Below are 21,772 nucleotides of genomic sequence, written 5' to 3'. Positions count from 1 at the left end.
TGAGCATGGATTCCTCGCGCGTTTCTCGCGGTGACCGATGATCCACCGTATTTCCCGTGTTGAATCCCTGTCAACGAATCGAGAATGCGCGGAGATACTTTGTCATTCCGTTCACTGCGACACGGGCAACGCCTGTTGTCACCGTGACAGTCACGCGGCGGACATCCCCGTGACCCGCCACTTCCCGGCGACGCGCTCGGCCGTGACGCTCAGCTGAGCCGCGCCGGTGCTGTGCTGCCCGTCGCCTCTCGTGCCGGTCTGGTCGAGGAACACGAGCAGCGCCGCGCGGTCGCCGTCCAGCAGTTTCACGCCGGATGCGACGGCCGTCGAGGTGACCATGAGCTTCTGGTCGGCCGCGAGCTTGCGGACCTCGCCGAAGAGCTGGCCGTACTGCGCGAGAGCGGGGCCAGTGAGGAGGTCCTTCGCCGCTTGGTCATTCTTCGAAGGCGGGTCGTCGTAGCGGTAGGAGAACAGCGTCCCGAGCGCGGCGCTGATCTGTTTCCCGGCGTCCGCGGTGCCCGCGACATCGGAAAGCGCGGTGTTGTGCGCGACGACGGCGTTCGTGGTCCTCGCCTCGAGCGTGAACCACCCGGCGAGCACCGCCATCACGACCGCGACCGCGGCGAGCACCCGCGGCGCCCGACGACGAGGTTTCACGACCGGCGTCTCGACAGGTGCGGGGTCGTGGTGCCGCCCGGCGACCTTCACCGGGCGTTTCTTCGTGGGCACGGTCATGGCGCCTCCCCCGTCGGGACCTGGCCCAGCCCGGTGACCCGCCAGCCGTCGGGCCCGCGGGTCAGGTCGGCCTGGAAGCGGTTGCGTTTCGTGACGGCGTCCCCGCCTTCGGGTGCCACCACCAGCTCGACCGAGGCGATCAGCTTCGCCGTGCCCGCGCCGGTGTCCACTTCGGTCACCGCGGCGTCGGTCACCTTGCCGGTGGTGACGGTCTTCGCCTGCCCGATCCGGTCGAGACTCCCTTGCCGGTCGGCAGCCAGTTCGTCGTGCAGCGCGCCGCCCGACAGGTCCAGCCAGTGCTGGTACCCCGGCGCCGCCTGCCGGTAGTCCAAAGTGGTCAGTCCGGCGACGGCGGTCCGGCCGGCTTGCAGGGCGTCCTCCCGGACGACCGCCCGCGCGACACCGTCGTCGTGCGCCGCCTGCCACCAGGTGAACCCCGACCACCCCGCCGCCACGGTCGCCAAGACCGCGGCCACCCACGCGAAGATCCTCACGGCCGTCCTCCCGGTGCGTTCTGCGAACCCCGCACGTTCGTCGGGTCGCCCTTCGGCAGCGCACAACGCGCGGCCGTGTTCAGCGGGCGGGTCGAGGTGTCGAGGCCGTTGCGGTACGGCGTCGGGTACCCGCTCGTGCACGGCGGCGGGTCGAAGAACGTCAGCGACAGCCCGAAGTGCGCGCCGTCCGGACGCACGATCGCGGTGCCCGCGGCGACCGCTTGCGGCGCGGTGATCAGCAGCTGGCGAAGGCCGTCCTGGCGGGCTTCGAGGACGTCCGCGGTCGTCAGCAGGTTGGCGAGCAACACCCCCAGCTGTGGCCCGGAGTCGCGGATCAGCGCGCCGACCTCGTTCGCCGCCGCGGGCACCGCCGGGATGAGCGTGCGCAGGTCGCCGTCGGACTGTTTCAAGGTCGAGGCCAGGAGCTTCGCGTTCGCGCCGAACTCGCGGATCGCGTCGGCCTGCTGCACCTGGGTGTCGAGCACGACGTGCGCGTCGGTGACGAACCGGGTCAGCGGCGCGACGTGCGCGCTCGCCGCCTGCACGAACTCGATGCCGCGGCCGATGAGCTGGTCGAGCGCCGGGCCGGCGTCGAACGTCGCGTTGTACAGCTCGTCGACGACCGTACGCAGCGCGGGTTTGGGCACCGAGTTGGCGAACGAGTCCACTGTCGACAAGACGACGTCGACCGGCAGCGGGATCTTCGTGTCGGCCTGGGTGAGCACCGAGCCGTCCCGCAGCTTCGGCCCGCCGTCGGTGCGCGGCCGCAGGTCGACGTACTGCTCGCCGACGGCCGAGCGGTCGGCGACGACGGCCTCGGTGTCAGCCGGGACCGGCGCGGTGCCGGAGTCGATCTCGAGGTCGGCTTCCATGCCGGCCGGGGTCAGCCGCAGTTCGCCGACGCGGCCGATCGGCACGCCGCGGTAGGTGACCTCGGCGTTGGTGAAGATGCCGCCGCCGGTCGGGAACTGCGCCTTGACGGTGTAGCCGCGGTCGAAGAACACCTTGTCGAGGCCGGCGTAGGTGGCCCCGACGTAGGCGACGCCGAGCACCGCGATGACGACGAAGATCGTCACCTGGAAGCGCACGAACCGGGTCAGCATCAGTGGCCCACCTTGAGGAACCCGTTGAGGTAGTCGCCGCGGATCGTGTCGAGGGCGGCGTCCGGGAACGGGAAGGTGAAGATCATCTCCATCGCCTTCGGGAGCTTGTCCCCGGAGTCGGCAAGCCGCCGCAGCAGCGGTTCGAGGGCCTTGAGGTCGGCGACGAGGTCGTCCTTGCTGCGGTTCACCGTGTCGACGGCGACCGAGGTCAGCCCGTCGAGGGACTTGAGCATCCCGACCAGCGCCTCCCGCTGCTGGTTGAGGACGCCGATGCCGGGGGTCAGGCCGTTGAGCGTCGTGGTGATCTGGTCGGTGTGCGCGTCCAGCGTCTGCGCCAGCTTGTTGACGCTCTCGATGGCCCGCGTGATCTCGGTGCGATGCTCGTCGAGCCCTTTCACAAAGGTGTCCAAACTGGACAATAGGCTGCGCGCCGCCGTCTCGCGACCGCCGAGAGCTTCGTTGAGCTGGTGACTGATGTTCTGCACCTGAGCGACCCCACCGCCGTTGAGCAGCAGCGACAACGCGCCGAAGACCTCCTCGATTTCGGGCGTCAAAGTGGACCGGTCCAGCGGGATGGCCGCGCCGTCGAGGAGCCGGCCCGACGGTGTCGCGTCGTCCGGCGGGGCCAGCTCGACGAACTTCTCGCCGAGGATGCTGGCCTGCCGCAGCCGCGCGACGGCGTTGCCCGGCAGATCGACGTCGCCGTTGAGCAACAGGTCGACGCGCGCGCTGTGCCCGTCGGGCGCCAGCTCGACCTTGACGACCTGCCCGACCGGCACGTCGTTGACCTTGACCCCGGACTGGGGCACGAGGTCGAGGACGTTCGTGAAGCTCGCGGTGACGTGGATCGGGTGGTCGCCGAGCGCGGCGCCGCCGGGCAGCGGGATGTCGTAGACGCTGACCCCGCGTCCGCAGCCGGTGGTGACGAGCGCGAGGGTCACCACGGCGGCCAGCTTGACCAGGGGCTTCATTTCGGCTCCGGGAACTCGAGGAGGTTGCCGCGGCCGTCGATGGTCCCGTTCGCCTGGTCGTAGGCACCCAGCAGGTTCGTCAGGGCGTTCGGGGCCGCTCCGAGGGCTTCGGCGAGCGAGTCCTTCTGGTTCACCAGCACCTTCGTGACGTCGGCCAGCTTGTCCACATCGGACTGCACCTTGCCGCGGTTGTCCTTGATGAACCCCTGCACGACGCTCAGCGCCTGGGTCAGCTCGGTCAGCGCGCCGGAAAACTGGTCGCGCTGGTCGGCCAGGACCTGGCTGAGCGACGCGATCTGCGCGATGGCCTGCTTCACCTGGCCGTCGTTGGCGGCGAGCATCGCGGTGAACTCGCTGATGTTGTCGACAGAACCGAACAGGTCGTCCTTCGAGTCGCTGGCGGCACGCGCGAACTCGCCGAGGTTCTTGATCGCCGTGCCGATGGTCTGCCCGTTGCCGTTCAGGTACTCCGCCGACTTGGTCAGCACCTCGCTGACCGCGCCGTCCTTGTTCGCGCCCTGCGGGCCGAGCGCCGTCATCAGCTGGTTGAGGCTGTGGAGCAGGTCGTCGACTTCGACCGGCGTCGCGGTGCGTTCCCGCGGGATCGACGCGCCGTCGGCCAGCCGCGGCCCGCCCTGGTAGACGGGCGTGATCTGCACGTACCGGTCGGCGACCAGGCTCGGCGTGATGACGACGGCCCCGGCGTCGGCCGGCAGCTGGACGTCGGGCTTCAGCGTCATGGTCACCTTGACGTCGGTGCCGTTCGGTTCCACTTTGGACACCGAACCGATCGCGACGCCGAGCACGCGCACGTCCGAGTTCGGGTAGACCCCGACGGCGGCGGCGAAGTACGCGGTCAGCGTGCGCTCGCCCGGTGCGGTCGCGAGCGGCCACGCCGCCGAGACGGTCAAAGCGAGCAGCACGCCGAGCGCGAGCGCCCGCAGTCTCGTCCTCCGGCGCGCCCGTGCCCCCAGGTCGATGAGCTGGTGCGCCATCAGCGTCCCCCGTTCTTCGGTGGCAGGCAGCTGCCCGGCGTGGTGCCGGTGGGGATGAGCCCGCAGATGTAGGTGTCGATCCACCGGCCGTTGCCGACGGCGTTGCCGAGCAGCCGGTAGAACGGGCCGGCCAGGCGCAGGCTGTCCTCCAGCTTCCCCTGGTTCCGCTGCAGCACGGTGGCGACGCGGTCGAGCTGGTCGAGCGCCGGGCCGAGCGGCTTCTGGTTGTCCGCGACCAGCCCGCGCAGCTGGATCGAGAGGTTCTTGATGCCGCTGAACAGCTGCGCGATCGCGTCCTTGCGGGCGTTCAGCTCGGTGAGCAGCGTGTTGCCGTCGCGGATCAGGGCCTGGATCTGGCCGGAGCGCTCGCCGAGCGTCTTCGACACCTGGTTGGTGTTCTGGAACAACTTGACCAGTTCGTCGTCGCGGGACGCAAGCGTTTGCGACAGGGCGGCGATGCCGTCGAACGCGGTCCGGACGTCGCTGGGCGCGGACGCGCCGAGCGTGTCGGACAGCACGCGGAACGCCTGCGCGAGCTGGTCGGTGTCGATCGCCCCGACCGTGCTGGCCAGGTCGTTGAACACCTCGGTGACGTCATAAGGCGAGCTTGTCCGCTCGGCCGGGATCGGCTGGTCCGGGTTCAGCTCGCCGTTGCCGACCGGGTCGAGCACGAGGTTCTTCTGGCCGAGCAGGGTCTTGATCTTGATCGCCGCTGTGGTCCGGTTGCCGATCCAGGTGTCCTTCACGCGGAACAACACCTCGACGTGGTCGCCGGCCAGCCGCACGTCGGTGACCTCGCCGACCTTGACCCCGGCGACGCGGACCTCGTCGTTCGGCTTCAGCCCGGCCGCCTCGTGGAATTCGGCCTGGTACGTGGTACCGCCGCCGATGATCGGCAGGTTGTCGGAGAAGAACGTCGCGCTGCCGGCCAGTGCCATGACCAACGCGGTCACCACGCCGACGACGATCGGGTTGCGGCTGCGGAACGGCTTGATCCGGGGCGGTTTCATCGGCACCTCGCAGCCGTGACGGGGATACCCGGCGGCGGACCGCCCGGCGCCGGTTTCGCGTCGGTCTCCACCGAGCAGAGGTAGAAGTTCGCCCACGAGCCGTAGGAGAACAGCGTGCCGATCCGGTCGAGCTTCTTCGGCAGGTTGTCGATGAACTGCTGGAACACCGGGGTGTTGTCGGCCAGGTTCTTCGACAGGTCACCGAGCGCGGTGATGCTGTCCTTGAGCGGCTGACGTCCTTGCTGCAGCAGCCCGGCGGTGGCGGTGGTCAGCTCGCCGAGCCCGCCGATCGCCTGCCCGATCGGCTTCGCGTCCGCGGCGAGGCCGGTGACCAGCTGGGCCGTCGTGTCGACGAGCGCGTCGAACTGGTCGCCTTGGGCGTTGACGGTGTCGAGCACGGTGTTGAGGTTGCCGATCACCTGCCCGATCACGGCGTCCTTGCCGGCCAGGGTGGACGTCAGCGACGCCGTGTGCTGCAACAAGCTCTCGATCGTGCTGCCCTCGCCCTGCAGGACCTGGATGATCTCGAACGACAGCTGGTTGACGTCGTTCGGCGACAGGGCCTGGAAGAGCGGCTTGAAGCCGTTGAACAACGCGGTGAGGTCGAGCGCCGGCTTGGTCCGTTCCAAGGGGATCCGCGCGTCTTCGGCGAGGGTCGGTGACGTGTCGGTGGCGCCCGGGTCGACCGAGAGGTACCGCTGCCCGACGAGGTTGCGGTAGCGGATGGTGACCGAGGCCGACGCCGTGAGCCGGTGCGTGCGGTCGACGGAGAACGCGACGTCGGCCAGCCGGTGCTCGACGACGTGCACCTCGTCGACCTGGCCGATCCGGACGCCGGCCATCCGGACCTCGTCGCCGGGGTTGACCGACGTCGCGTCGGTGAACCGGGCCGTGTAGCCGATGGTGGCGCCGACGCCGGAGTTGGCGATGGTGATCGCGAGGATCCCGGTGGCGACCGCGGTCACCAGGAAGAAGATCAGGCCCTTGATGGCGGGACCGGCGACGCTCCTCATCGGACGGTCACCTCCGTTCCGCGCAGCGCCGGTCCGATCAGGACACTGCTCCAGTCCGGCACGTCGCCCAGCGTGGGTTTCAGCAGTTCGGCGACGAGCTGACGCTCACCCGGCGAGTTCGCCGGGCCGAGGTCGCCATCGGTGGCGCCCGAGGCCGCTGCCCCACCGCCGTAGCACTTCGGCCCGCCGGTGGCGTCGAACCGCGGGGTGTCGCGGCCGGGCACGTACTTGTCGCGCGGGTCCTGCACGGTGAGCGTCACGTGCAGGCCCGGCTGGTTCGTGCCCTTGCCGAGGGCTTTCTCCATCAGCGGTTTGAGCCGGTTCACCGCGTCGAACAGGCACGGGAACTCCGGCGAATATCGGGAAAGCAGCTCCAACGTGGGGCGGCTTTCGGCCGAGACGCCGATGATGTTGTCCTTGTTCTTCCGCAGGAAGTCGTTCAGGTGCCCGGTGGCGCTGGTGACGCTCGTGTAGAGGTTGTCGAGGTCCGCACGGGTGTCCACAATGGTCTTCGCGGTGGTCGAGAGGTCGGTCAGCGCCTGCAGGATGTCCGGCGCGGCGCTGGTGTAGACGTCGGCCGCGTTCGCCAGCCCGGTGATGTCCGCCTTGAACTGCGGCATCAGCGGGTTCACCTGGGCCAGGAGGTCCTGCAGCTTGACGATGCTGTCGCCGATCGGCTGCCCGCGGTGGTCGAGGGCTTGCGAGATCGCGCCGAGCGAGCTGTTCAGCTTCTGCGGCTGGACCGCCCGCAGCAGTGGCAGCAGGTCGCCGAGGACGCGTTCCAGCTCGATCGCGCTCGACGAGCGGTCCTGCGCGATGACGTCCCCCGCGCCGAGCTTCCCTTGTGGATGGTCGGGCAGGACGAGGTTGACGTACCGCTCGCCGAACACCGTCTTCGGCAGGAGCCGCGCGGAGACGTTCTGGGGCAGCAGGCCAATCTTCGCCGGGTCGAGCGCGAGGTCGATCTCGGCGCCCGTGCGCGTGCTGCGCACCGCCCGGACCTCGCCGAACGGCACGCCCTTGACCTTCACCTCGGCGGTCGGCCCGAGCTGGTTGCCGACCCGGTCCGCCCGCAGCGTCACCACTTCGGAGTCGTCGAAGTCCTTGTCGTAGATCGCCACCGCGAGATAGCCGAGCAGGACGAGCACGCCGAGGAACGCGACCCCGGCGAGCTGCGTGCCGAACCGGCTCATCCCGACACCTTCACCGTGGTCGTCGCGCCCCAGATCGCCAGGGACAGGAAGAGATCGAGCACGCTGATCAGCACGATCGACGTCCGCACGGCGCGGCCGACCGCGACGCCGACCCCGGCCGGGCCACCGCTGGCGCGATAGCCGTAGAAGCAGTGCGTCAGGATCACGCCGACGCTGAAGACGAGCACCTTGCCGAATGACCACAGCACGTCACCCGGCGGCAGGAACAGCGTGAAGTAGTGGTCGTAGGTCCCACCCGACTGTCCGAAGAAGACGACCGTGGTGAGCCGTGAGCCGAGGTAGGAGATCAACAACCCGATGACGTACAGCGGGATGATCGCGATGAACCCGGCGATGATCCGGGTGGTGACCAGGTACGGCATGCTCCGCACGGCCATCACCTCCAGCGCGTCGATCTCCTCGGAGATCCGCATCGCGCCGAGCTGCGCGGTGAACCCACTGCCCACAGTGGACGAAAGCGCGAGCCCGGCGACGAGCGGCGCGATCTCGCGGGTGTTGAAGTACGCGGTGAGGAACCCGGTCATCGCCGAGATGTTGATCTGGTTGAGCGCACTGAACCCCTGCAGGCCCACGGTGACGCCGGTGAACACGCACAGCCCGACCATCACGCCGATCGTGCCGCCGATCACCGCGAGCGCGCCGCTGCCGAACGTCACCTCGGCCAGCAGCCGGACGACCTCGCGGAAGTACCGCGTGACCGCGAGCGGGACGGCCGCGAGCGCGCGGACGTAGAAGAGCAGCTGGTCGCCGAGGTCGAACAGCCGGTCACCGGGTTTGCCGAGGATGGCCACTCAGGTCCCCTTCGCCGGAACGAGTTGCAGGTACAGGGCGGTGAGCACGGTGTTGACGAAGAACAGGAGCAGGAAGGTGATGACGACCGACTGGTTGACGACGTCGCCGACGCCTTTGGGGCCGCCCTTGGGGTTCAGCCCGCGGTAGGACGCGACGACCCCGGCGAGGTACCCGAAGATCACCGCTTTCACCGAGCTGACGACGAGGTCGGGCAGCTGCGCGAGGGCGTTGAAGCTGGCCAGGTACGCGCCGGGCGTGCCGCCCTGGATGATCACGGTGAAGAAGTAGCCGCCGAGCACGCCGACCACGCTGACCAGGCCGTTGAGCAGCACGGACGCGCAGACGGCAGCCTGCACCCGCGGCACGACCAGACGCTGGATCGGCGAGACGCCGAGCACCTCCATCGCGTCGATCTCCTCGCGGATGCTGCGCGCGCCGAGGTCGGCGCAGATGGCGCTGCCGCCCGCGCCGGCGATGATCAGCGTCGTCACGATCGGGCTCGCCTGCTGCACGACGGCCAGGACACTCGCCGCGCCGTTGAACTGCTGGGCGCCGATCTGGCTGGTGAGCGAGCCGAGCTGCAGCGAGATCACCGCGCCGAACGGGATCGAGACGAGGATCGCCGGCGCGATGGACACGCTGGCGATGAACCAGAACTGCTGGACGAACTCCCGCACCTGGTACGGCCGGCGGACCATGGCGACGATGATGTCGAGGCCCATCGCGCACATGCGGCCGAACTCGCGCAGGCCGTTCGCGGCCCGCTGCTGCACTGGGGTCGTCATGTCTTGCACCCCGTGCTGAAGCACCGCAACGTGAGGTTCGAGACGAAGGTGTTGCCCGGACCGGAAACCAGACCGGTGAGCAACCGGCTCAGGTCTTCGTGGCCGACGCAGCCGGCGAAGGGCGGCGCGGTGAAGGTGGAGGTCACCTTCACCGGCGGGGCCGGCAGCGAGATCGGCACCAGGGCCTTGATGGTCACCGCGGCGGGCTGGGCCGTCCGGCAGTCCGGCCCGACGTCGAGGGTCTTGCCGTCCACCTTCGCGTCCGAGAGCTTGATGAACACCTTCGCGGTCACGTTCGTGTCGGCGCAGATGTTCGTTTGCGTGGCCTTGCAGTCCTTGTCCTTGCCCGTGTGCACCGTGGCCGTTCCCGTGGCGTCGCCGTCCGGGATGATCTCGACCCGGCCGGTGGTGGCCATGAACCGGAACGCCACGAAGTACCCGTCCGCGGGCGGGATGTTCAGCTTTCCGGTGATCGGCACGGTGTTGGTGAGGCCGCCCAGCGCGCCGTCGAAGGTGCCCGGCGGGAAGGCGATGTCGGAACCGAGCTTGGCCACGTGACTCGTGGTCGGCTGCCGGGCGTCCCCGAGGGTGAAGCCGAAGGGGATCTGCGTGGCCGCGGCCTGCGGCACGTTCTCGCCCGGCGCGGCTTTCGCGGCACCGAGCGAGAACGCGGCCAGTACCAGCACGGCTGGCAGCGACAACCGGGTCAGCAGAGTCATCCGGACTTCCTCATCGAAGGTGGCCTTTCCGAAGCTACTGACGATTCTCATTGCGGGATAAGGGTTTTCTCATTCTTGTCACGCGGGTCTGCGTTTTCGCGCCGCTACCTCACTTCTTGGTGAGGGTCACCTCCAGCTTGTTGCCCGGGCCGGACGTGATGCCGGAGATCAGGCCGGTGAGGAACCCGCAGCCGGTGAACCGCGGGATGCCGTACGTCGCGCTCAGCTTGCCGCCCTTGAGCGGGTCGAACCCGGGGGCCGAGGCGAGCGGGACGTCGGCCGGCTTCACCGTGTGGCAGGAGTTCGACGACAGGATCGGGAACCCGAACACGCGGACCTTGGTGAGCTGGACGTCCACCTGCGCGGTCGCCTTGACCGCACCGCCGGTGAGCGTGCCGTTGATCGCGCCGACCTGGGCGAGCTTCACGGTCGCGGACGCCGGGATGAAGCCGAGCACGCGAAAGTCCACATCGGACTTGGGCAGCGCGAGCCGGGCCCCGAACTTGCCGGACGCGGCGTCGAGCTTGGCGTCGAGGCTGCCCGGGCCGAGCGACAGCGTGGCGTGCAGCTGCTTGAGGGTCGACTTGCCCTTCACCGAGTACTGGACGTCGATGCCGCCCGGCGGCGTGGTCGGCTGGGTCGTCGGCGGTTCTGTGGTGGGCGTCGTGGGCTCAGTGGTGGGGGTGGTCGGTTCCGTCGTCGGCGTCGTGGGTTCCGTCGTCGGGGTCGTCGGTTCCGTCGTGGGCGTGGTCGGCTCGGTCGTCGGCGTCGTGGGTTCCGTGGTCGGAGTCGTCGGCTCAGTGGTGGGCGTGGTCGGCTCGGTGGTGGGTGTGGTCGGTTCCGTCGTGGGAGTCGTCGGTTCCGTCGTCGGCGTGGTCGGCTCCGTGGTCGGAGTCGTCGGCTCCGTGGTCGGGGTCGTCGGAGTCGTGGGTTCCGTCGTCGGGGTCGTCGGCTCGGTGGTCGGCGTCGTCGGTTCCGTCGTGGGCGTGGTCGGGGTCGTCGGCGTGGTGGGCGTCGTGGTGCCGCCCGCCGGCTTGACCTCGAACGTGCCCAGCAACTGGTTCTGCCCCGGCACGGCGATGCAGTCCGAGGTGAACGTGCCGAGGTCGGTCGGCTGCCCGTCCGCGGTGCGCGGGGTCATCGTGGTGCTGAAGTTCCCGACCGTCACCGACGCGGTGCCCGGGCTCGGGAACGTCACGGCCGGCGCCTTGCCGCTGCTCTTGACGTGGAACGCGCCCGACGGCGGCACCGGCGTCGACGCGATGGTCAGCGGCAGGTTCAAGTTCAGCGTCTTGTCGACCGGGTACTTGAGCTGGGCCGCGGCCTTCGCCGAACCGTCCAGCGACGTGGAACCGACCAGCGCCAGGCCCTCGGTCGCGGTCTCCGGCACGGTGACGTCGACGTCGAACGTGATCGGCGTCGACGACGCGCCCGCGACGGCGTCGTCGGGCAGGTTGGTGTCGATCTTGACCGCCAGGACCTGGTCGCCGATCAGCGGGAACGGGCAGTTGTAGTTCAGCGTCAGGCTCACCGGCGCGGCCTGCGTCGGCCCCGCCCCGACCAGGGCGACGGTCGCCGCGATACCCGCGACCGTCGCGACGGCGAGGCCGTAGGCGGGCTTTCTCGACTTCCACGAAAACTTCACGGCTCGTCACCTCGGGGAATGGGGGAATTTCAGCGAAAAGTACCTCCCTAAAACCGGCTTAACAAGCTGCCCCGAATTCTTTGTCACGCGCAGGGGATCGACGTCCTCGCGAAGGGTCACGCAGGTCAGCGGTTGTCACATGCGGACGGTCGGCGGCCACGAAAATTGTCATGCACACGGCGAATGGCGGCCATCTTCTTGCCCGCAACCACGCCGTCCGGATACCTTTTTTCCGGGCAGGGAAAGGAGCGGTCATGAACCAGCCGGTCATCGCCGTGACTGACCTCGCGAAGCACTACGGCGAAGTCACCGCGCTCGCCGGGATCAGCCTCAGCGTCGCCCGCGGCGCGATGCTGGCGGTCCTCGGCCACCACGGCGCCGGGAAGACGACGCTGATCGACATCCTCAGCACGCGCGTCCGGCCGAGCGCCGGCACCGCCCGCGTCTGCGGCTACGACGTCGTGCAGCGCGGCCGCGCGGTGCGCCGGCGGATCGGGGTGACCGGGCAGTTCGCCGCGGTCGACGACGCCCTGTCCGGCCGCGGGAACCTCGTGCTGATCGCCCGGTTGCTGGGCGCGAGGCCGCGGCAGGCGCAGGCGCGGGCCGCCGAGCTGATCGCGTCGTTCGGCCTCGAAGGCGCGGCCGACCGCGCGGCCGGCACCTACTCCGGCGGGCTGCGGCGGCGGCTGGACCTGGCCGCGGGCCTCGTCGGCGCGCCGCAGGTGCTGTTCCTCGACGAGCCCACCACCGGCCTCGACCCGGTCAGCCGGTCCGGGCTGTGGTCGGTCGTCGAGGGGCTCGCGGCGCGGGGCACGACCGTTGTGCTGACCACGCAGTACCTCGAGGAGGCCGACCGGCTGGCCGACCACGTCGTCGTCCTCGGCTTCGGCCACATCACCGTGTCGGGAACGCCGTCACAACTCAAGGCGCGGCTCGGCAACCGGGCGGCGACGCTCACCTTCGGCACCGAACTGGCGTTGCGGCGCGCGGTGGACGCGTTGACGCGCCTCGGTCTCGCCGCGGGCCGCACCGGGCTGGTGCTCTCGGTGCCGCTGAGCGGGCCGGGCGACATGCCGGTGCTGGTGCGCGCGCTCGACGCGGCCGGCGCGCCGCTGCGGGACCTCACCGTGACCGAGCCGACGCTCGACGACGTCTACCTTTCCCTGCACCGGACGGCGGTGACGTCGTGACGCAGGCCCGGCACCGCGCGGTGGCCGCCCTCGCGGACCCGGCGGTCTGGCCCGAATCCGGTTTCTGGACGCAGGTCCACGTGCTGGCGGCCCGTTCGCTGCGGACGGCGTTCGGCGACCGCCGGCTGGTCTTCTTCGGACTGTTGCAGCCGGTGGTGCTGCTTCTGTTGTTCAGCCAGGTGTTCAGCGGCGTCGGGGCGCTTCCGGGCGTCGCGGCGTACCAAGGTTACGTGAACTTCCTGGTGCCGGCGACGCTGGTCAACATCGCGATGACAACGGCGATGAGCTCCGGCGCGGGCCTGCTGGCGGAGATCTTCGGCGGCTTCACCGGACGGCTGCGGTGCCTGCCGATCTCGCTGTTCTCGGTGCTGGTGGCCCGGACCCTGGCCGACTCGGCCCGGCTGGGCGTCCAGCTGGTGGTGACGGCGCTGGCGAGCGTGGTCTTCCTGGGCTTCCGCCCGGCGGGCGGGGTGCTCGGCCTGGGGCTGGCGCTGCTGCTGACGCTGGTGGTCGGCTGGTGCCTGAGCTGGGTGTTCGTCGCGATCACGACGTGGCTGCGCAAGGCCGAGACGCTCCAGGCGGCGTCGTTCGTGGTGATGTTCCCGCTGATGTTCTCCTCCAGCGCGTACATGCCGCTGGACACGATGCCGGCGTGGGTCCGCGCGGTCTCGGCGGTGAACCCCCTGACTTACGCGATCGACGCAACCCGGGCCCTGGCGTTGGCCCGCCCGATCGGCTGGTCCCTGGCCGCAGCCCTGGCCATCGCCGCAGTAGCGGCAGCAGCAGGCTCTTCTCTAGCTGCCCGAACCTTCCGCTCCCACACGTAACTCGCGTGATTGGACACGTGATTGGCGTGATTGAAGCCGGAACTCGCGAGTTTCGGCTTCAATCACGCGAGTTCCGGCTCTGATCACGCGAGTTACGTGTGGGTTGCTGCCGCTTCTGCGCCGCCGGCGTCCGGCTGGACCTCGACGTGCCGACCTGGGTCGACCAGCTGCTCGGCAGCTTCGTCCAGACCGATCCGCGGCTGGTCCAGCTCTCCTGGCTCCTGCCTCAACCCGCGCCGAGGCACACGAACGGCCGGCGGAACGGGTCGACGGCGATCGCGTCGGCCAGGGCCAGTGCCGGGCTGTCCCGGACGGCCAGCGCGCGGTAGTAGTCGTCCATCGCGGCGGCCGAGGCCAGGTCGCCGACGCGCGACAGCGGCGCGATCACCGTGCGGGACCCGCTGGCGAGCAAGGCGCTGGCGAAGCCCAGGGCTTCGTCACCCGGCCGGATCCGGTTCAGCGCGAGCTCACACGCGGCGAAGACGACCTGGCGCGGCGGTTGCCGCAGCCCGGCCATCTCGTGCCCGAAGAGAGCGCCGTCGGCGAGTTCGAGGCGGGAGAACAGCGCGTTCTCCGGCTCGTGCGCGCCGTGCGCGGCGAAGTGGGCGAGCTTGGCGCCGTCCATCGCGCGCAGCACCGACTTCACGGTGGCCTTGGCGCCGGTCATGGTCGTCGCGGTGCGGTAGTGGGTGGTCAGCTTCTCCAGCTCGCCGCGCGCGCCGGCCAGCCCGGGCCCGCGGACGAGCACGATCTTGCGGGCGCGCGTCAGCTTCGTCCGCTCGGCGGCGAGCCACGCGGTCGCCGACGGTGCGACGACGGTGGGCCGCCCCCGCAGCCCGGGCAGGACGCCCCACGGCACGGCGTAGAGCGGCCCGGTGGGGACGATGACCAGCTCGCGGTCGCCGAACACCTCGGCCAGCGGCTGGATGAGCTGGGCGTCGAGCTTGTCGGCCTGCTTGCGCGCGGAGGCCATGACGACCTCGGCCAGCCGTTCGGGCAGGTTGTCGGGCGCGAGGGCGTCGAGGTCGACGTTGAGCACCCGCGCGGACTCGGCGGCGGCGCCGGCGGACCCGAGCCGCACGAGCCGGCACTCACCCCCGGCGACGACGACGGCGACGAGCTCGTCCCCGGAAGCCGCGAAGCTGACCAAGGCTCGCTTCCCGAGCTGCGCGACGACCTCGCCGAGCCCGGCCACCGGCCGCGGCCGGCCCCAGCGCCCGGTGTGCCAGCCGAGCCGCTGGGCCTCCCGCAGGCGCTCGTTGTACTTGGCCCGCAGGCCGGCGATGGGGTGGCCGTCGTGCTGGGCTTCCTGGATGGCCTGCCCGAGGCCCCGCACCTCGGCCACGCGCGCGGCCAGCTCGGGATCGGTCCCGGCGGAGAGCGGTTCGTAGCGGTAGGTCTGGGCGCGGGTCCGTTCGAGCCAGACGAAGAGCCGCCGCGCGTCGTGGCGTTCGAGCACGAGCTTGACGGCGAGGTCGGCGAGCTCCTGGCCGTGCAGAGCGGTACCGGACACGAGGTCCAGCCCACCCATCCGGTCCCGGACGGCGTCGAGCTCGGTGAGCCCGGACCGGATCTCGGTGAGCGCCTTGGCCCGGCTCCCCTGGGCGACGGCCAGCTCGGCCCGGCAGAGGCGCCGCAGCATCCGGAAGTCGATCGGCGTGAGCTGCCCGGGACGCGGGACCAGCTGAAGGGTTTCGACGGCGCGTTTGAGGTTGCCGCGCCGGATGTCCAGGCGGACGGCCAGCATCCGGGCGGTGGCGGCCTGGTCGGTGAGCTGGGGAGTCGGCATCTTCGCGGCGAGCCGGAGCGCCCGCGTCGGCAGGGCGGCCGGGATGTCGCCGGCGCGGAGAGCGTCGCGCGCGTCGGCCTGCAAGCCGGTCAAGGTGGCATTGGCGATGCAGGTCTGACAGCCGACGCGCAGCATCTTGCGGCGGCCGGAGTCGGCCATCTGCCGCGCGAGCTCGATCTCGTCGGTCATCAAAGCGGCGGAAGCGCGGTACAGCTCGGCGCGCGCCACCTCCCGGGTGATGCTCTGTTCGGCGACCAGCTTCGGCAGCACCTCGTCCAAGTGCGCGCCCGCCTCTTCGGCGAGCCCCGCCGCCAGCAAGGCCTCCGCCTGCTCGAAGCGCAGGCCCTCCGGAACGTCCAGCTCCAGCGCGCGGTAGCTGCGCTCCGCCATCTCGTACAGCCGGAGAGCTTCGGGGACGTCGCCGGTGCGCAGGGCAAGCATGCCCATGGTGCGCCGCATGTCGGCGGCGACCGTGCGGAGCTCGTACTTCTCGGCGAGCTCGAGCGAACGGTTGAGGTCCGCCTGAGCCTCGCTGACGTTCCCCAGCCGGATCTGGACCCACGCGCGCGACGACAGGGTCTGGACGAAAGCCCCCATCCGCGTCTCGGGCGCCGGGCCGTTCGCCAGCCGGTACTCCTGGTGCGCGACGGAGATGTCGAACGAGCCCAGGCTTTCCTCGTTGCGGCCGACACTCATCAACCGGGCCGCGTAGTTGTGGTTGAGCGAGCCGTTGAGCTCGGCTTGGAGGACGGCGTCCGGTACCGCGTTGATCAGCAACCGGACATCGTCGAGCCCGGCCAGGCCCGCCGAGAGGTCACCGCTGATCTCCGAGGACAGCGCGGCCATCAGGCTGGCCAGCCGGATCCGGGTGACCAGCCAGTCGGTCCGGTGCTCCTGCGCGACGGGGTGGATCGAGTCCAGCATCGTCATACCGCGACGCAGCAGCCGGACTCCCTCCCGGTAATGCTTCAGGCAGGACCCTTCGGCTGCTTGTCGCTGAAGGCCGCGGACCGTCTCGATGACTTCGGTCGGGTCCAGGTTCGTCACAGGCACACTCCTATGACATCACAGCAAGTCGCAGAAAGAAGCCCGCCTGCCAAGCGAAGATCGGCAGGCGGGCGATCACGAATCGGTCAAGCTCAGGACTTGACCACTTGGTAGCACGGGTTCCCGCAGTTCGGCGTCACGACCGGACCGTCCTTGAGCGGCGGGTGGTCGATGTGCACCCAGCCGTGCTCGTCCGGCTCCGTGTGCGGGACCACCGGTCCGGCCTTCTCGACCGGCTCCGGGGTTTCTTCAGGCTTGGTGTCCGTAGGCGTCGACATGGTCGATCTCCTCTCCCCTGGGGATCTGCATGGGGCCGCTCGCCGTGACGGTGAGTCCCCCTCGCGAGGCCCTCTCCCCGCGAATGGGCCAATAGTTTCACAACGGCGCAATGATCGGGAGGGTTTTCGCTACAGAAAGTCAGTCCGACCGGGGTGATCAGGCCAAACGCCCGGGCTGGAACGTCCTAACGAGTGAACTCTGTAACAAGGTCTGTGGGCGACGTGCATCCCGCCGGGTGGCTTCGCTCGGCGACGCCGGCTGCTTGAACCGGCCCGAGGGTGCGAGCGGCGGCTTGCTCGGCTCCTGGGCGGAGCCGAGCTGCTTGGCCTATGGGCGAGGGCCAACTTCGGGCATCGACGGTGCCGACTGCTCGCCGAACCGGCGCGCCCCGGCATGCTCACCGAGGCGAATCCGGCCCAGCCGCCGCTCTCGACGCAGCCCAGCCTCGGCCCACCGCCCGCCAGCGCACGCTTCCGGCCAGCCGCGCGCCCGGCCTCGCTCGCCTGCGCTCGTCGAGTCACGACAACCCGGCCAGCTCTGCGACTTGACCGGCCTCACGCCCAGCCGAGTCGCGGCACCCGGCAAGTCCGCGGTGTCCTCCTCGAGTGGTAGCACCCGCCGGGCCTGCCGCAGCGAAGCTCGCCAACCCCTCGCCGCCCTCCGGCACCCCTCGCTCGGTGATCCTTTCGGGCGTGCGCCCGCCACTCTCCTGGCCGCCCGGCCAGGAGAGTCCTTTGTGGACCGCTATCTCGTCATGCCTGCTGGTCGGTCACCGCCTTGTGGATCGCGCCTACCAGCCGGGTGTTCTCTGGGGCCGCTCCGCCCGGGAACGCGAACCGGCGGCGGTTGTAGCCGTATGCCAGGCCGCTGCGGGGGTCTGCGAACGCCTGGGAACCCGCCGCGCCGCTGTGGCCGAACGCTCCCTGGCCGAGGACCGGGTAGTCGTCCGAAACAACTGCGAAGCCGAGGCCGAATGCGTTGTGGTTGCGGGTTGACAGGTCGTCTCCCGTCGAATGGATCTGGGCGAACTCTGCCGCCGTCTCCGGGTTCAGGAGGGGCTCAGAGCCGCTGATCGCCGCCGCGTACATGCCGGCCAGGCCGCGTGCTGATGCCACGCCGCCGACCGAGGCCGGGCTCAGGCTGCGGACCAGCTTGAGGTTCGGGAGGTCCCAGAGCTCCGGGGCCTTCGGGTGGTTGCGGTTGAAGGCGATCCCGGTGATGCTGTCCGGCCCCGTCGCGTTGGCCTCCAGCTCGGCCAGCTGCTCCGGCGTCGGCAGCATCGGTTGCGTCGTCAGGAACCGCGGCTCCAGCTCCTCCGGCAGCCCCAGGTAGAAGTCGAGGCCGAACGGCTTCCGGACGCGCTCCTCGTAGTGCTCCTGGATGCTGCGGCCGGTGACGCGTCGGACGACCTCGCCGGTCAGCGCGCCGATCACCAGCGCGTGGTAGCCGAACGCCGTGCCGGGGCGCCAGTACGGCCGCTGCGGGGCGAGCCGCTCGGCGATCACGCGGTCGTCGGCGATCTCGTCGGCCGTGAAGCCGGTGTCGGCGCCCACGACGCCGGCGCGGTGCGCGAGCAGCTCCCGCAGGGTGATCGCGGCCTTGCCCGCCGCGCCGAACTCCGGCCAGTAGTGGCTGACCCGCTGGTCGAGGTCGAGCACGCCGTCCTGGACGAGCAGCGCCACCACCAGGTGCGCCGCGCCCTTGGTCGAGGAGAACACGCCGGTCAGCGAGTCGGCGGTGATCTCGGGGCCGGTCCACAGGTCGACGACGCGCTCGCCGTCGACGTGCGCGACGAGCTGGGCGGCGTAGTCACCGCCTTCGCCGGTTGCCACGGCGGCGAACTCCTCGCGCACGGACTCGAACCCGTCGGCGACGGTCCCCTGGATCTGCTCGGACGACATGGCGGCTCCCTCAGTGATCTTTCGCCTGCGCCTGGAGTCAACCCGCGCGGCGGCGGGGTATTCCGCGTAACACCGGGGAGTCCGGCCGAGATGTTCCCGGCATGGGGGCACCGGAGTTCGAGGCTGAACCGACCGAGACCACGCGGCCCGGCCGCGGCCTGGCGATCGCGTCGGTCGCGATCGGCGCGTCCGGGCTCACGCTCGCGGTCGCCACCTGGGCGGCCTGGCTGATCGTCCGGCCGCCGGTCGTGGCCGCGTGGGCGTACTCCTGGGTCGCGCAGACGTTCGTGCTGGTCCTCGGCGCACTGTGGTTCGCGCTGCTGCCGATCAGCGTGCTGGCGCTGGTCTTCGGCGTCTACGCGGGTGCGCGCACCGGCCCCGGCCCGGGCCGGATCGGCGCCACGCTCGCCGTCATCACCGTGCTGCTCGCCTTGTCGGGAGCCGCGGTGTTCGCGACGACGTCGTGGCGGCAGGTCGGCCCGCCCGTCGCCTACTTCGACACCCAGCCCGGCCCGGCCCGGTAGAAGTCCCGCGCCGGCGGGTACCACCGGATCATGAAGCTGACCTCCACCGTGCTCGGCGCGCCGGAACCGCGCGCACTCGCCGAGTTCTACTCGAAGCTGCTCGGCTGGCCGATCAAGACCGACGAACCGGAGTGGGGTGACGCTGCGCCCGGACGACGGCGGCGCCGGGTTGTCGTTCCAGCTCGAGAGAGAGCACATCCCGCCGGCGTGGCCGCCGGCCGGCGGCGCCCAGCAGATGCAGCTGCACCTGGACATCGAGGTCGACGACCTCGACACGGCGACGGTGGCCGCGACCGCCGCGGGTGCCGTGGTCGCGGACTTCCAGCCGCAGGAGGACGTCCGCGTCTGCTTCGATCCGGCCGGGCACCCGTTCTGTCTCTGGACCCGCGCATGAGGTGACGCCCCGCGTTCGTCCGGTCACAGGATCCGCTATGTTCGCCTGAGGTCCTGTTTCCGGCGAACGGAGTTGAGTCCTGTGGGGGTGCACCGGATCTGGCACCACGGACTGGTCCCCACCGAGGGAAAACGCCCCCTGGACGCCTTGCGCAGCAGGCTGATCACCCGCCAGCGGCAGCACGACGACTACACGATCGCCGATCTCGGCTCCTCCGACGACGGCGGTTCGCGCCGCTGCGACCTGAAGTTCGGGTGGACGGGCGGCGAGGGCCGCTACTCCGTTCAGGTATTGCTTTCGCTGTGCTACCACGCCGGCGAAGACCGCGTGGCGTGGCTGCTGGCCGCCGCGTGCACGCGGCCGTGGCGCAGCTGCCACGACGCGCCGGCGCACCGGATCGGGCTGGAGGAGCTCGGCGCGAGCGGGAGCGACGAGATCCCGATCGAAGCGCCGGTGCTCGCGATGCGCGGCTGGTCTCGCCAGGAATGCGACCGCGTCGCGGAACTGCTGGGCGAGGCGCTGGTGGCGCCGTGGCGGACGTCGGCGGTGCTGATGCTCACCGAACCGCCGACGGACCCCGTCGACGGCTGGCCCGGCCTCGTCAACGTCTTCGACGTCGACGACCGCTTCCGCCGCACCCTCAACCAGCACGTGCCCCTCGGCTACGAGGTGCCGCAAGGCGCGCGGCTGTACGCGCCGCTGTGCGACCAGCTCCCGGACTTCGTCGAGACCGCCAGCCCGGTGTCCGGCGAGGCGCTCCAGGGCGCGATCACGCGGCTGCTCCAGACGCGCGGCCGGACGCCGCTTCCCGAGGAGTGGGCGGAGGTGCCGAGCGTGAAAGCGTGGTACGCCACGGATCCGTTCGACGCGCCGGAACGGGAACCGGACGCGGAGCTGACGGAGAAACTGGACCGCGCCGAGCGCGAGCTGGCGGAGGCGCGGGGCGTGATCACGATCCTGCGCAAGAGGTCGAAGGCCGACGCCGAGGACCGGGACCGGCACGCCGGCGAGGTGAAGGTGCTCCGCCGCCGGCTCGAGGAACTCTCCGCGATCGACCTCGGGTGCCTGCGGACGCAGCTCGCGCAGCTGCAGGGGGAGGTGGACGACTACGCGCGCGCGTTCGAGGAGACGGAGGCCGAGCGCGACGAGCTCAGACGCGTGAACGGGCTGCTGGCGGGCACGCTCGCCCGCTACCACGACGCCGACGACGAGGTCGCCGCCGCCGAGCGGCCGCCCGAGGAGTTCCCGAGCTTCGCCGACCTGATCGGTGCCGCCACGGCGACGCTCAAGCACCTCGCGATCACGGCCGAGGCGGCACCGGCCGCGATCCTCGACCACCACCCGAAAGCCGGCGCCTGGCGACGCAAGGCGTGGGACGCGCTCCGCACGCTCGACGCCTATGCGTGCGCCCGGACCAGGTTGCTCGGCGCGGGCCAGGATCCCGGGCCCGGGCTGTCGGACGTGCTCGCGTTCGCCCGCACCGGCCAGCCTGGTTCGCTGATCAGCGCCAACATCATCGCCCTGGCCGAGTCGGACACGGTGACCACGAACGAACGGCTCCGCCAGGCGCGGACGTTCCGCGTCGACCCGCGGACGAACCCTTGCGGCCGCGACTACTTCGGCGCCCACATCGCCCTGGAGCGGTTCAAGTCGCCGGCGCCGCGGCTGCACTTCCTCGACGACACGGACGGCACGGGCACGGTGTACGTCGGGTACCTCGGTGCCCACCTGCCGACGTCGAAGACCAACTGAGCGAGAATCGCGCGCATGACGGAGATCGCGCGGAAGCACCTGGCCTACTGCTGGATCGCCCGCGGCGACCGGGTGCTGTTCCTCCGGCGCGGGCCCGGCGTGTTCCTTGCCGGACGGTGGGAACTGCCCGGCGGGACGGCCGAGCCGGGCGAGGCTTTCGAGGCCACCGCCGTCCGGGAAGCGGCGGAAGAGACCGGGTTGCGGGTCCGGGTCACGGGTGAGCTCGCGCGCGATTCCTGGCCGGACGTCGCCGGGCGCGCGATGGAGATCCACGCTTTCGTTTACACGGTGGAAGAAGACGGCGCCGGAGATGTCGTGCTCAACCCGGAAGAGCACGACGACTTCGCTTGGCTTGCGCCGGAGGAAGCCAAGCGGCTCGAGATGGCGGAGCATTTTCGCCGGCTGCTGTGATCGCCGCGGGTGCGGCGACGGTCTTCGGTGGCCGAACAGGGGAAGAGTGGTCATGCCTCCGACATTACCGAACACACGTGCGAAGATCATCGCTGAATCGGGTGAAACCCGGACGACGTGACAGCGCGGAGATTTCCGTTGCAGTGCAAGGGAAACGGGCGTAGGCAGCCCCCGATTTCCAC

At 70.4% G+C, this 21,772-nt stretch carries 20 protein-coding genes and 1 pseudogene; 6 read left to right on the top strand and 15 right to left on the bottom strand.

From position 1 onward, the window contains the following. Nucleotides 1-150: 150 nt before the first annotated feature. The 12 genes from AB0C38_RS20705 to AB0C38_RS20650 all read right to left on the bottom strand — a co-directional run bounded on the left by AB0C38_RS20705 (nucleotide 151) and on the right by AB0C38_RS20650 (nucleotide 11,476). Nucleotides 151-735: a hypothetical protein gene (locus AB0C38_RS20705; protein ID WP_360675533.1), complete on the bottom strand. Its 585-nt coding sequence runs from the start codon at nucleotides 733-735 to the stop codon at nucleotides 151-153. Next, entirely contained in the window at nucleotides 732-1,229 is a 498-nt protein-coding gene (locus tag AB0C38_RS20700; RefSeq protein ID WP_360675530.1) for a hypothetical protein, read from the bottom strand. The genes AB0C38_RS20705 and AB0C38_RS20700 overlap by 4 nt, the downstream gene beginning before the upstream one ends. After that, nucleotides 1,226-2,332 (bottom strand): MlaD family protein, encoded by a 1,107-nt coding sequence (locus AB0C38_RS20695; RefSeq protein ID WP_360675527.1) that lies wholly within the window; start codon nucleotides 2,330-2,332, stop codon nucleotides 1,226-1,228. Before AB0C38_RS20695 ends, AB0C38_RS20700 begins: the two co-directional genes overlap by 4 nt. Then, on the bottom strand, nucleotides 2,332-3,303 hold the full coding sequence (locus AB0C38_RS20690; protein WP_360675524.1) for an MCE family protein: 972 nt from the start codon (nucleotides 3,301-3,303) through the stop codon (nucleotides 2,332-2,334). Before AB0C38_RS20690 ends, AB0C38_RS20695 begins: the two co-directional genes overlap by 1 nt. Then, nucleotides 3,300-4,298, bottom strand: a complete 999-nt coding sequence (locus tag AB0C38_RS20685; protein WP_360675521.1) for an MCE family protein — start codon at nucleotides 4,296-4,298, stop codon at nucleotides 3,300-3,302. The genes AB0C38_RS20690 and AB0C38_RS20685 overlap by 4 nt, the downstream gene beginning before the upstream one ends. After that, complete coding sequence (locus AB0C38_RS20680) at nucleotides 4,298-5,308, bottom strand: MCE family protein (RefSeq protein ID WP_360675519.1); 1,011 nt, start codon at nucleotides 5,306-5,308, stop codon at nucleotides 4,298-4,300. The genes AB0C38_RS20685 and AB0C38_RS20680 overlap by 1 nt, the downstream gene beginning before the upstream one ends. Then, a complete protein-coding gene (locus tag AB0C38_RS20675) occupies nucleotides 5,305-6,321 on the bottom strand; it encodes an MlaD family protein (protein WP_360675516.1) in 1,017 nt (338 codons plus the stop codon). Before AB0C38_RS20675 ends, AB0C38_RS20680 begins: the two co-directional genes overlap by 4 nt. Beyond that, a complete protein-coding gene (locus AB0C38_RS20670; protein ID WP_360675513.1) occupies nucleotides 6,318-7,514 on the bottom strand; it encodes an MCE family protein in 1,197 nt (398 codons plus the stop codon). Before AB0C38_RS20670 ends, AB0C38_RS20675 begins: the two co-directional genes overlap by 4 nt. Next, entirely contained in the window at nucleotides 7,511-8,326 is an 816-nt protein-coding gene (locus AB0C38_RS20665; protein ID WP_360675510.1) for an ABC transporter permease, read from the bottom strand. Before AB0C38_RS20665 ends, AB0C38_RS20670 begins: the two co-directional genes overlap by 4 nt. Beyond that, nucleotides 8,327-9,112 (bottom strand): ABC transporter permease, encoded by a 786-nt coding sequence (locus tag AB0C38_RS20660; RefSeq protein WP_360675507.1) that lies wholly within the window; start codon nucleotides 9,110-9,112, stop codon nucleotides 8,327-8,329. Then, nucleotides 9,109-9,831 carry a hypothetical protein gene (locus AB0C38_RS20655; protein WP_360675504.1) on the bottom strand — a complete coding sequence of 241 codons (723 nt, stop codon included), beginning with the start codon at nucleotides 9,829-9,831 and terminating at the stop codon, nucleotides 9,109-9,111. Before AB0C38_RS20655 ends, AB0C38_RS20660 begins: the two co-directional genes overlap by 4 nt. A gap of 109 nt (nucleotides 9,832-9,940) precedes the next feature. Then, complete coding sequence (locus tag AB0C38_RS20650; protein WP_360675501.1) at nucleotides 9,941-11,476, bottom strand: DUF6801 domain-containing protein; 1,536 nt, start codon at nucleotides 11,474-11,476, stop codon at nucleotides 9,941-9,943. Nucleotides 11,477-11,730: 254 nt separating this feature from the next. Between AB0C38_RS20650 and AB0C38_RS20645 the strand changes: the two genes are divergently transcribed. Beyond that, complete coding sequence (locus tag AB0C38_RS20645) at nucleotides 11,731-12,666, top strand: ATP-binding cassette domain-containing protein (protein WP_360675498.1); 936 nt, start codon at nucleotides 11,731-11,733, stop codon at nucleotides 12,664-12,666. Next, nucleotides 12,663-13,493 carry an ABC transporter permease gene (locus tag AB0C38_RS20640; protein WP_360675495.1) on the top strand — a complete coding sequence of 277 codons (831 nt, stop codon included), beginning with the start codon at nucleotides 12,663-12,665 and terminating at the stop codon, nucleotides 13,491-13,493. The genes AB0C38_RS20645 and AB0C38_RS20640 overlap by 4 nt, the downstream gene beginning before the upstream one ends. A gap of 226 nt (nucleotides 13,494-13,719) precedes the next feature. On the opposite strand, the gene AB0C38_RS20635 is transcribed toward AB0C38_RS20640, so the two are convergent. The 3 genes from AB0C38_RS20635 to AB0C38_RS20625 all read right to left on the bottom strand — a co-directional run bounded on the left by AB0C38_RS20635 (nucleotide 13,720) and on the right by AB0C38_RS20625 (nucleotide 18,509). Further along, on the bottom strand, nucleotides 13,720-16,212 hold the full coding sequence (locus AB0C38_RS20635) for a CHAT domain-containing protein (RefSeq protein WP_360675491.1): 2,493 nt from the start codon (nucleotides 16,210-16,212) through the stop codon (nucleotides 13,720-13,722). A 209-nt stretch (nucleotides 16,213-16,421) separates the two neighbouring features. Continuing rightward, a complete protein-coding gene (locus AB0C38_RS20630; protein WP_360675488.1) occupies nucleotides 16,422-16,607 on the bottom strand; it encodes a hypothetical protein in 186 nt (61 codons plus the stop codon). A gap of 753 nt (nucleotides 16,608-17,360) precedes the next feature. Beyond that, complete coding sequence (locus AB0C38_RS20625) at nucleotides 17,361-18,509, bottom strand: serine hydrolase domain-containing protein (protein ID WP_360675485.1); 1,149 nt, start codon at nucleotides 18,507-18,509, stop codon at nucleotides 17,361-17,363. Between the two features lie 101 nt (nucleotides 18,510-18,610). Here AB0C38_RS20625 and AB0C38_RS20620 point away from each other — a divergent pair, with 101 nt between their 5' ends. From AB0C38_RS20620 to AB0C38_RS20605, 4 genes and pseudogenes are all read left to right on the top strand, one after another. Further along, nucleotides 18,611-19,033 (top strand): hypothetical protein, encoded by a 423-nt coding sequence (locus AB0C38_RS20620; protein ID WP_360675482.1) that lies wholly within the window; start codon nucleotides 18,611-18,613, stop codon nucleotides 19,031-19,033. A gap of 30 nt (nucleotides 19,034-19,063) precedes the next feature. Further along, nucleotides 19,064-19,427 (top strand): annotated as a pseudogene (locus AB0C38_RS20615) (VOC family protein). A gap of 81 nt (nucleotides 19,428-19,508) precedes the next feature. Further along, complete coding sequence (locus AB0C38_RS20610) at nucleotides 19,509-21,179, top strand: hypothetical protein (protein WP_360675480.1); 1,671 nt, start codon at nucleotides 19,509-19,511, stop codon at nucleotides 21,177-21,179. A 15-nt stretch (nucleotides 21,180-21,194) separates the two neighbouring features. Continuing rightward, complete coding sequence (locus AB0C38_RS20605) at nucleotides 21,195-21,590, top strand: NUDIX hydrolase (RefSeq protein WP_360675477.1); 396 nt, start codon at nucleotides 21,195-21,197, stop codon at nucleotides 21,588-21,590. The last annotated feature ends 182 nt before the right edge of the window (nucleotides 21,591-21,772 follow it).

Origin of the sequence: Amycolatopsis sp. NPDC048633, assembly GCF_040650695.1 — a bacterium.
Taxonomy (GTDB): Bacteria; Actinomycetota; Actinomycetes; order Mycobacteriales; family Pseudonocardiaceae; genus Amycolatopsis.
This window is presented reverse-complemented; position numbering and strand designations above follow the sequence as displayed.

Bases quoted from the DNA above. Each gene is read 5' to 3' on its own strand.
- AB0C38_RS20625 (WP_360675485.1), bottom strand. From the start codon at position 18,509: ATGTCGTCCGAGCAGATCCAGGGGACCGTCGCCGACGGGTTCGAGTCC.
- AB0C38_RS20630 (WP_360675488.1), bottom strand. From the start codon at position 16,607: ATGTCGACGCCTACGGACACCAAGCCTGAAGAAACCCCGGAGCCGGTC.
- AB0C38_RS20675 (WP_360675516.1), bottom strand. From the start codon at position 6,321: ATGAGGAGCGTCGCCGGTCCCGCCATCAAGGGCCTGATCTTCTTCCTG.
- AB0C38_RS20660 (WP_360675507.1), bottom strand. From the start codon at position 9,112: ATGACGACCCCAGTGCAGCAGCGGGCCGCGAACGGCCTGCGCGAGTTC.
- AB0C38_RS20685 (WP_360675521.1), bottom strand. From the start codon at position 4,298: ATGGCGCACCAGCTCATCGACCTGGGGGCACGGGCGCGCCGGAGGACG.
- AB0C38_RS20670 (WP_360675513.1), bottom strand. From the start codon at position 7,514: ATGAGCCGGTTCGGCACGCAGCTCGCCGGGGTCGCGTTCCTCGGCGTG.
- AB0C38_RS20695 (WP_360675527.1), bottom strand. From the start codon at position 2,332: ATGCTGACCCGGTTCGTGCGCTTCCAGGTGACGATCTTCGTCGTCATC.
- AB0C38_RS20655 (WP_360675504.1), bottom strand. From the start codon at position 9,831: ATGACTCTGCTGACCCGGTTGTCGCTGCCAGCCGTGCTGGTACTGGCC.
- AB0C38_RS20690 (WP_360675524.1), bottom strand. From the start codon at position 3,303: ATGAAGCCCCTGGTCAAGCTGGCCGCCGTGGTGACCCTCGCGCTCGTC.
- AB0C38_RS20645 (WP_360675498.1), top strand. From the start codon at position 11,731: ATGAACCAGCCGGTCATCGCCGTGACTGACCTCGCGAAGCACTACGGC.
- AB0C38_RS20635 (WP_360675491.1), bottom strand. From the start codon at position 16,212: ATGACGATGCTGGACTCGATCCACCCCGTCGCGCAGGAGCACCGGACC.
- AB0C38_RS20605 (WP_360675477.1), top strand. From the start codon at position 21,195: ATGACGGAGATCGCGCGGAAGCACCTGGCCTACTGCTGGATCGCCCGC.
- AB0C38_RS20680 (WP_360675519.1), bottom strand. From the start codon at position 5,308: ATGAAACCGCCCCGGATCAAGCCGTTCCGCAGCCGCAACCCGATCGTC.
- AB0C38_RS20620 (WP_360675482.1), top strand. From the start codon at position 18,611: ATGGGGGCACCGGAGTTCGAGGCTGAACCGACCGAGACCACGCGGCCC.
- AB0C38_RS20705 (WP_360675533.1), bottom strand. From the start codon at position 735: ATGACCGTGCCCACGAAGAAACGCCCGGTGAAGGTCGCCGGGCGGCAC.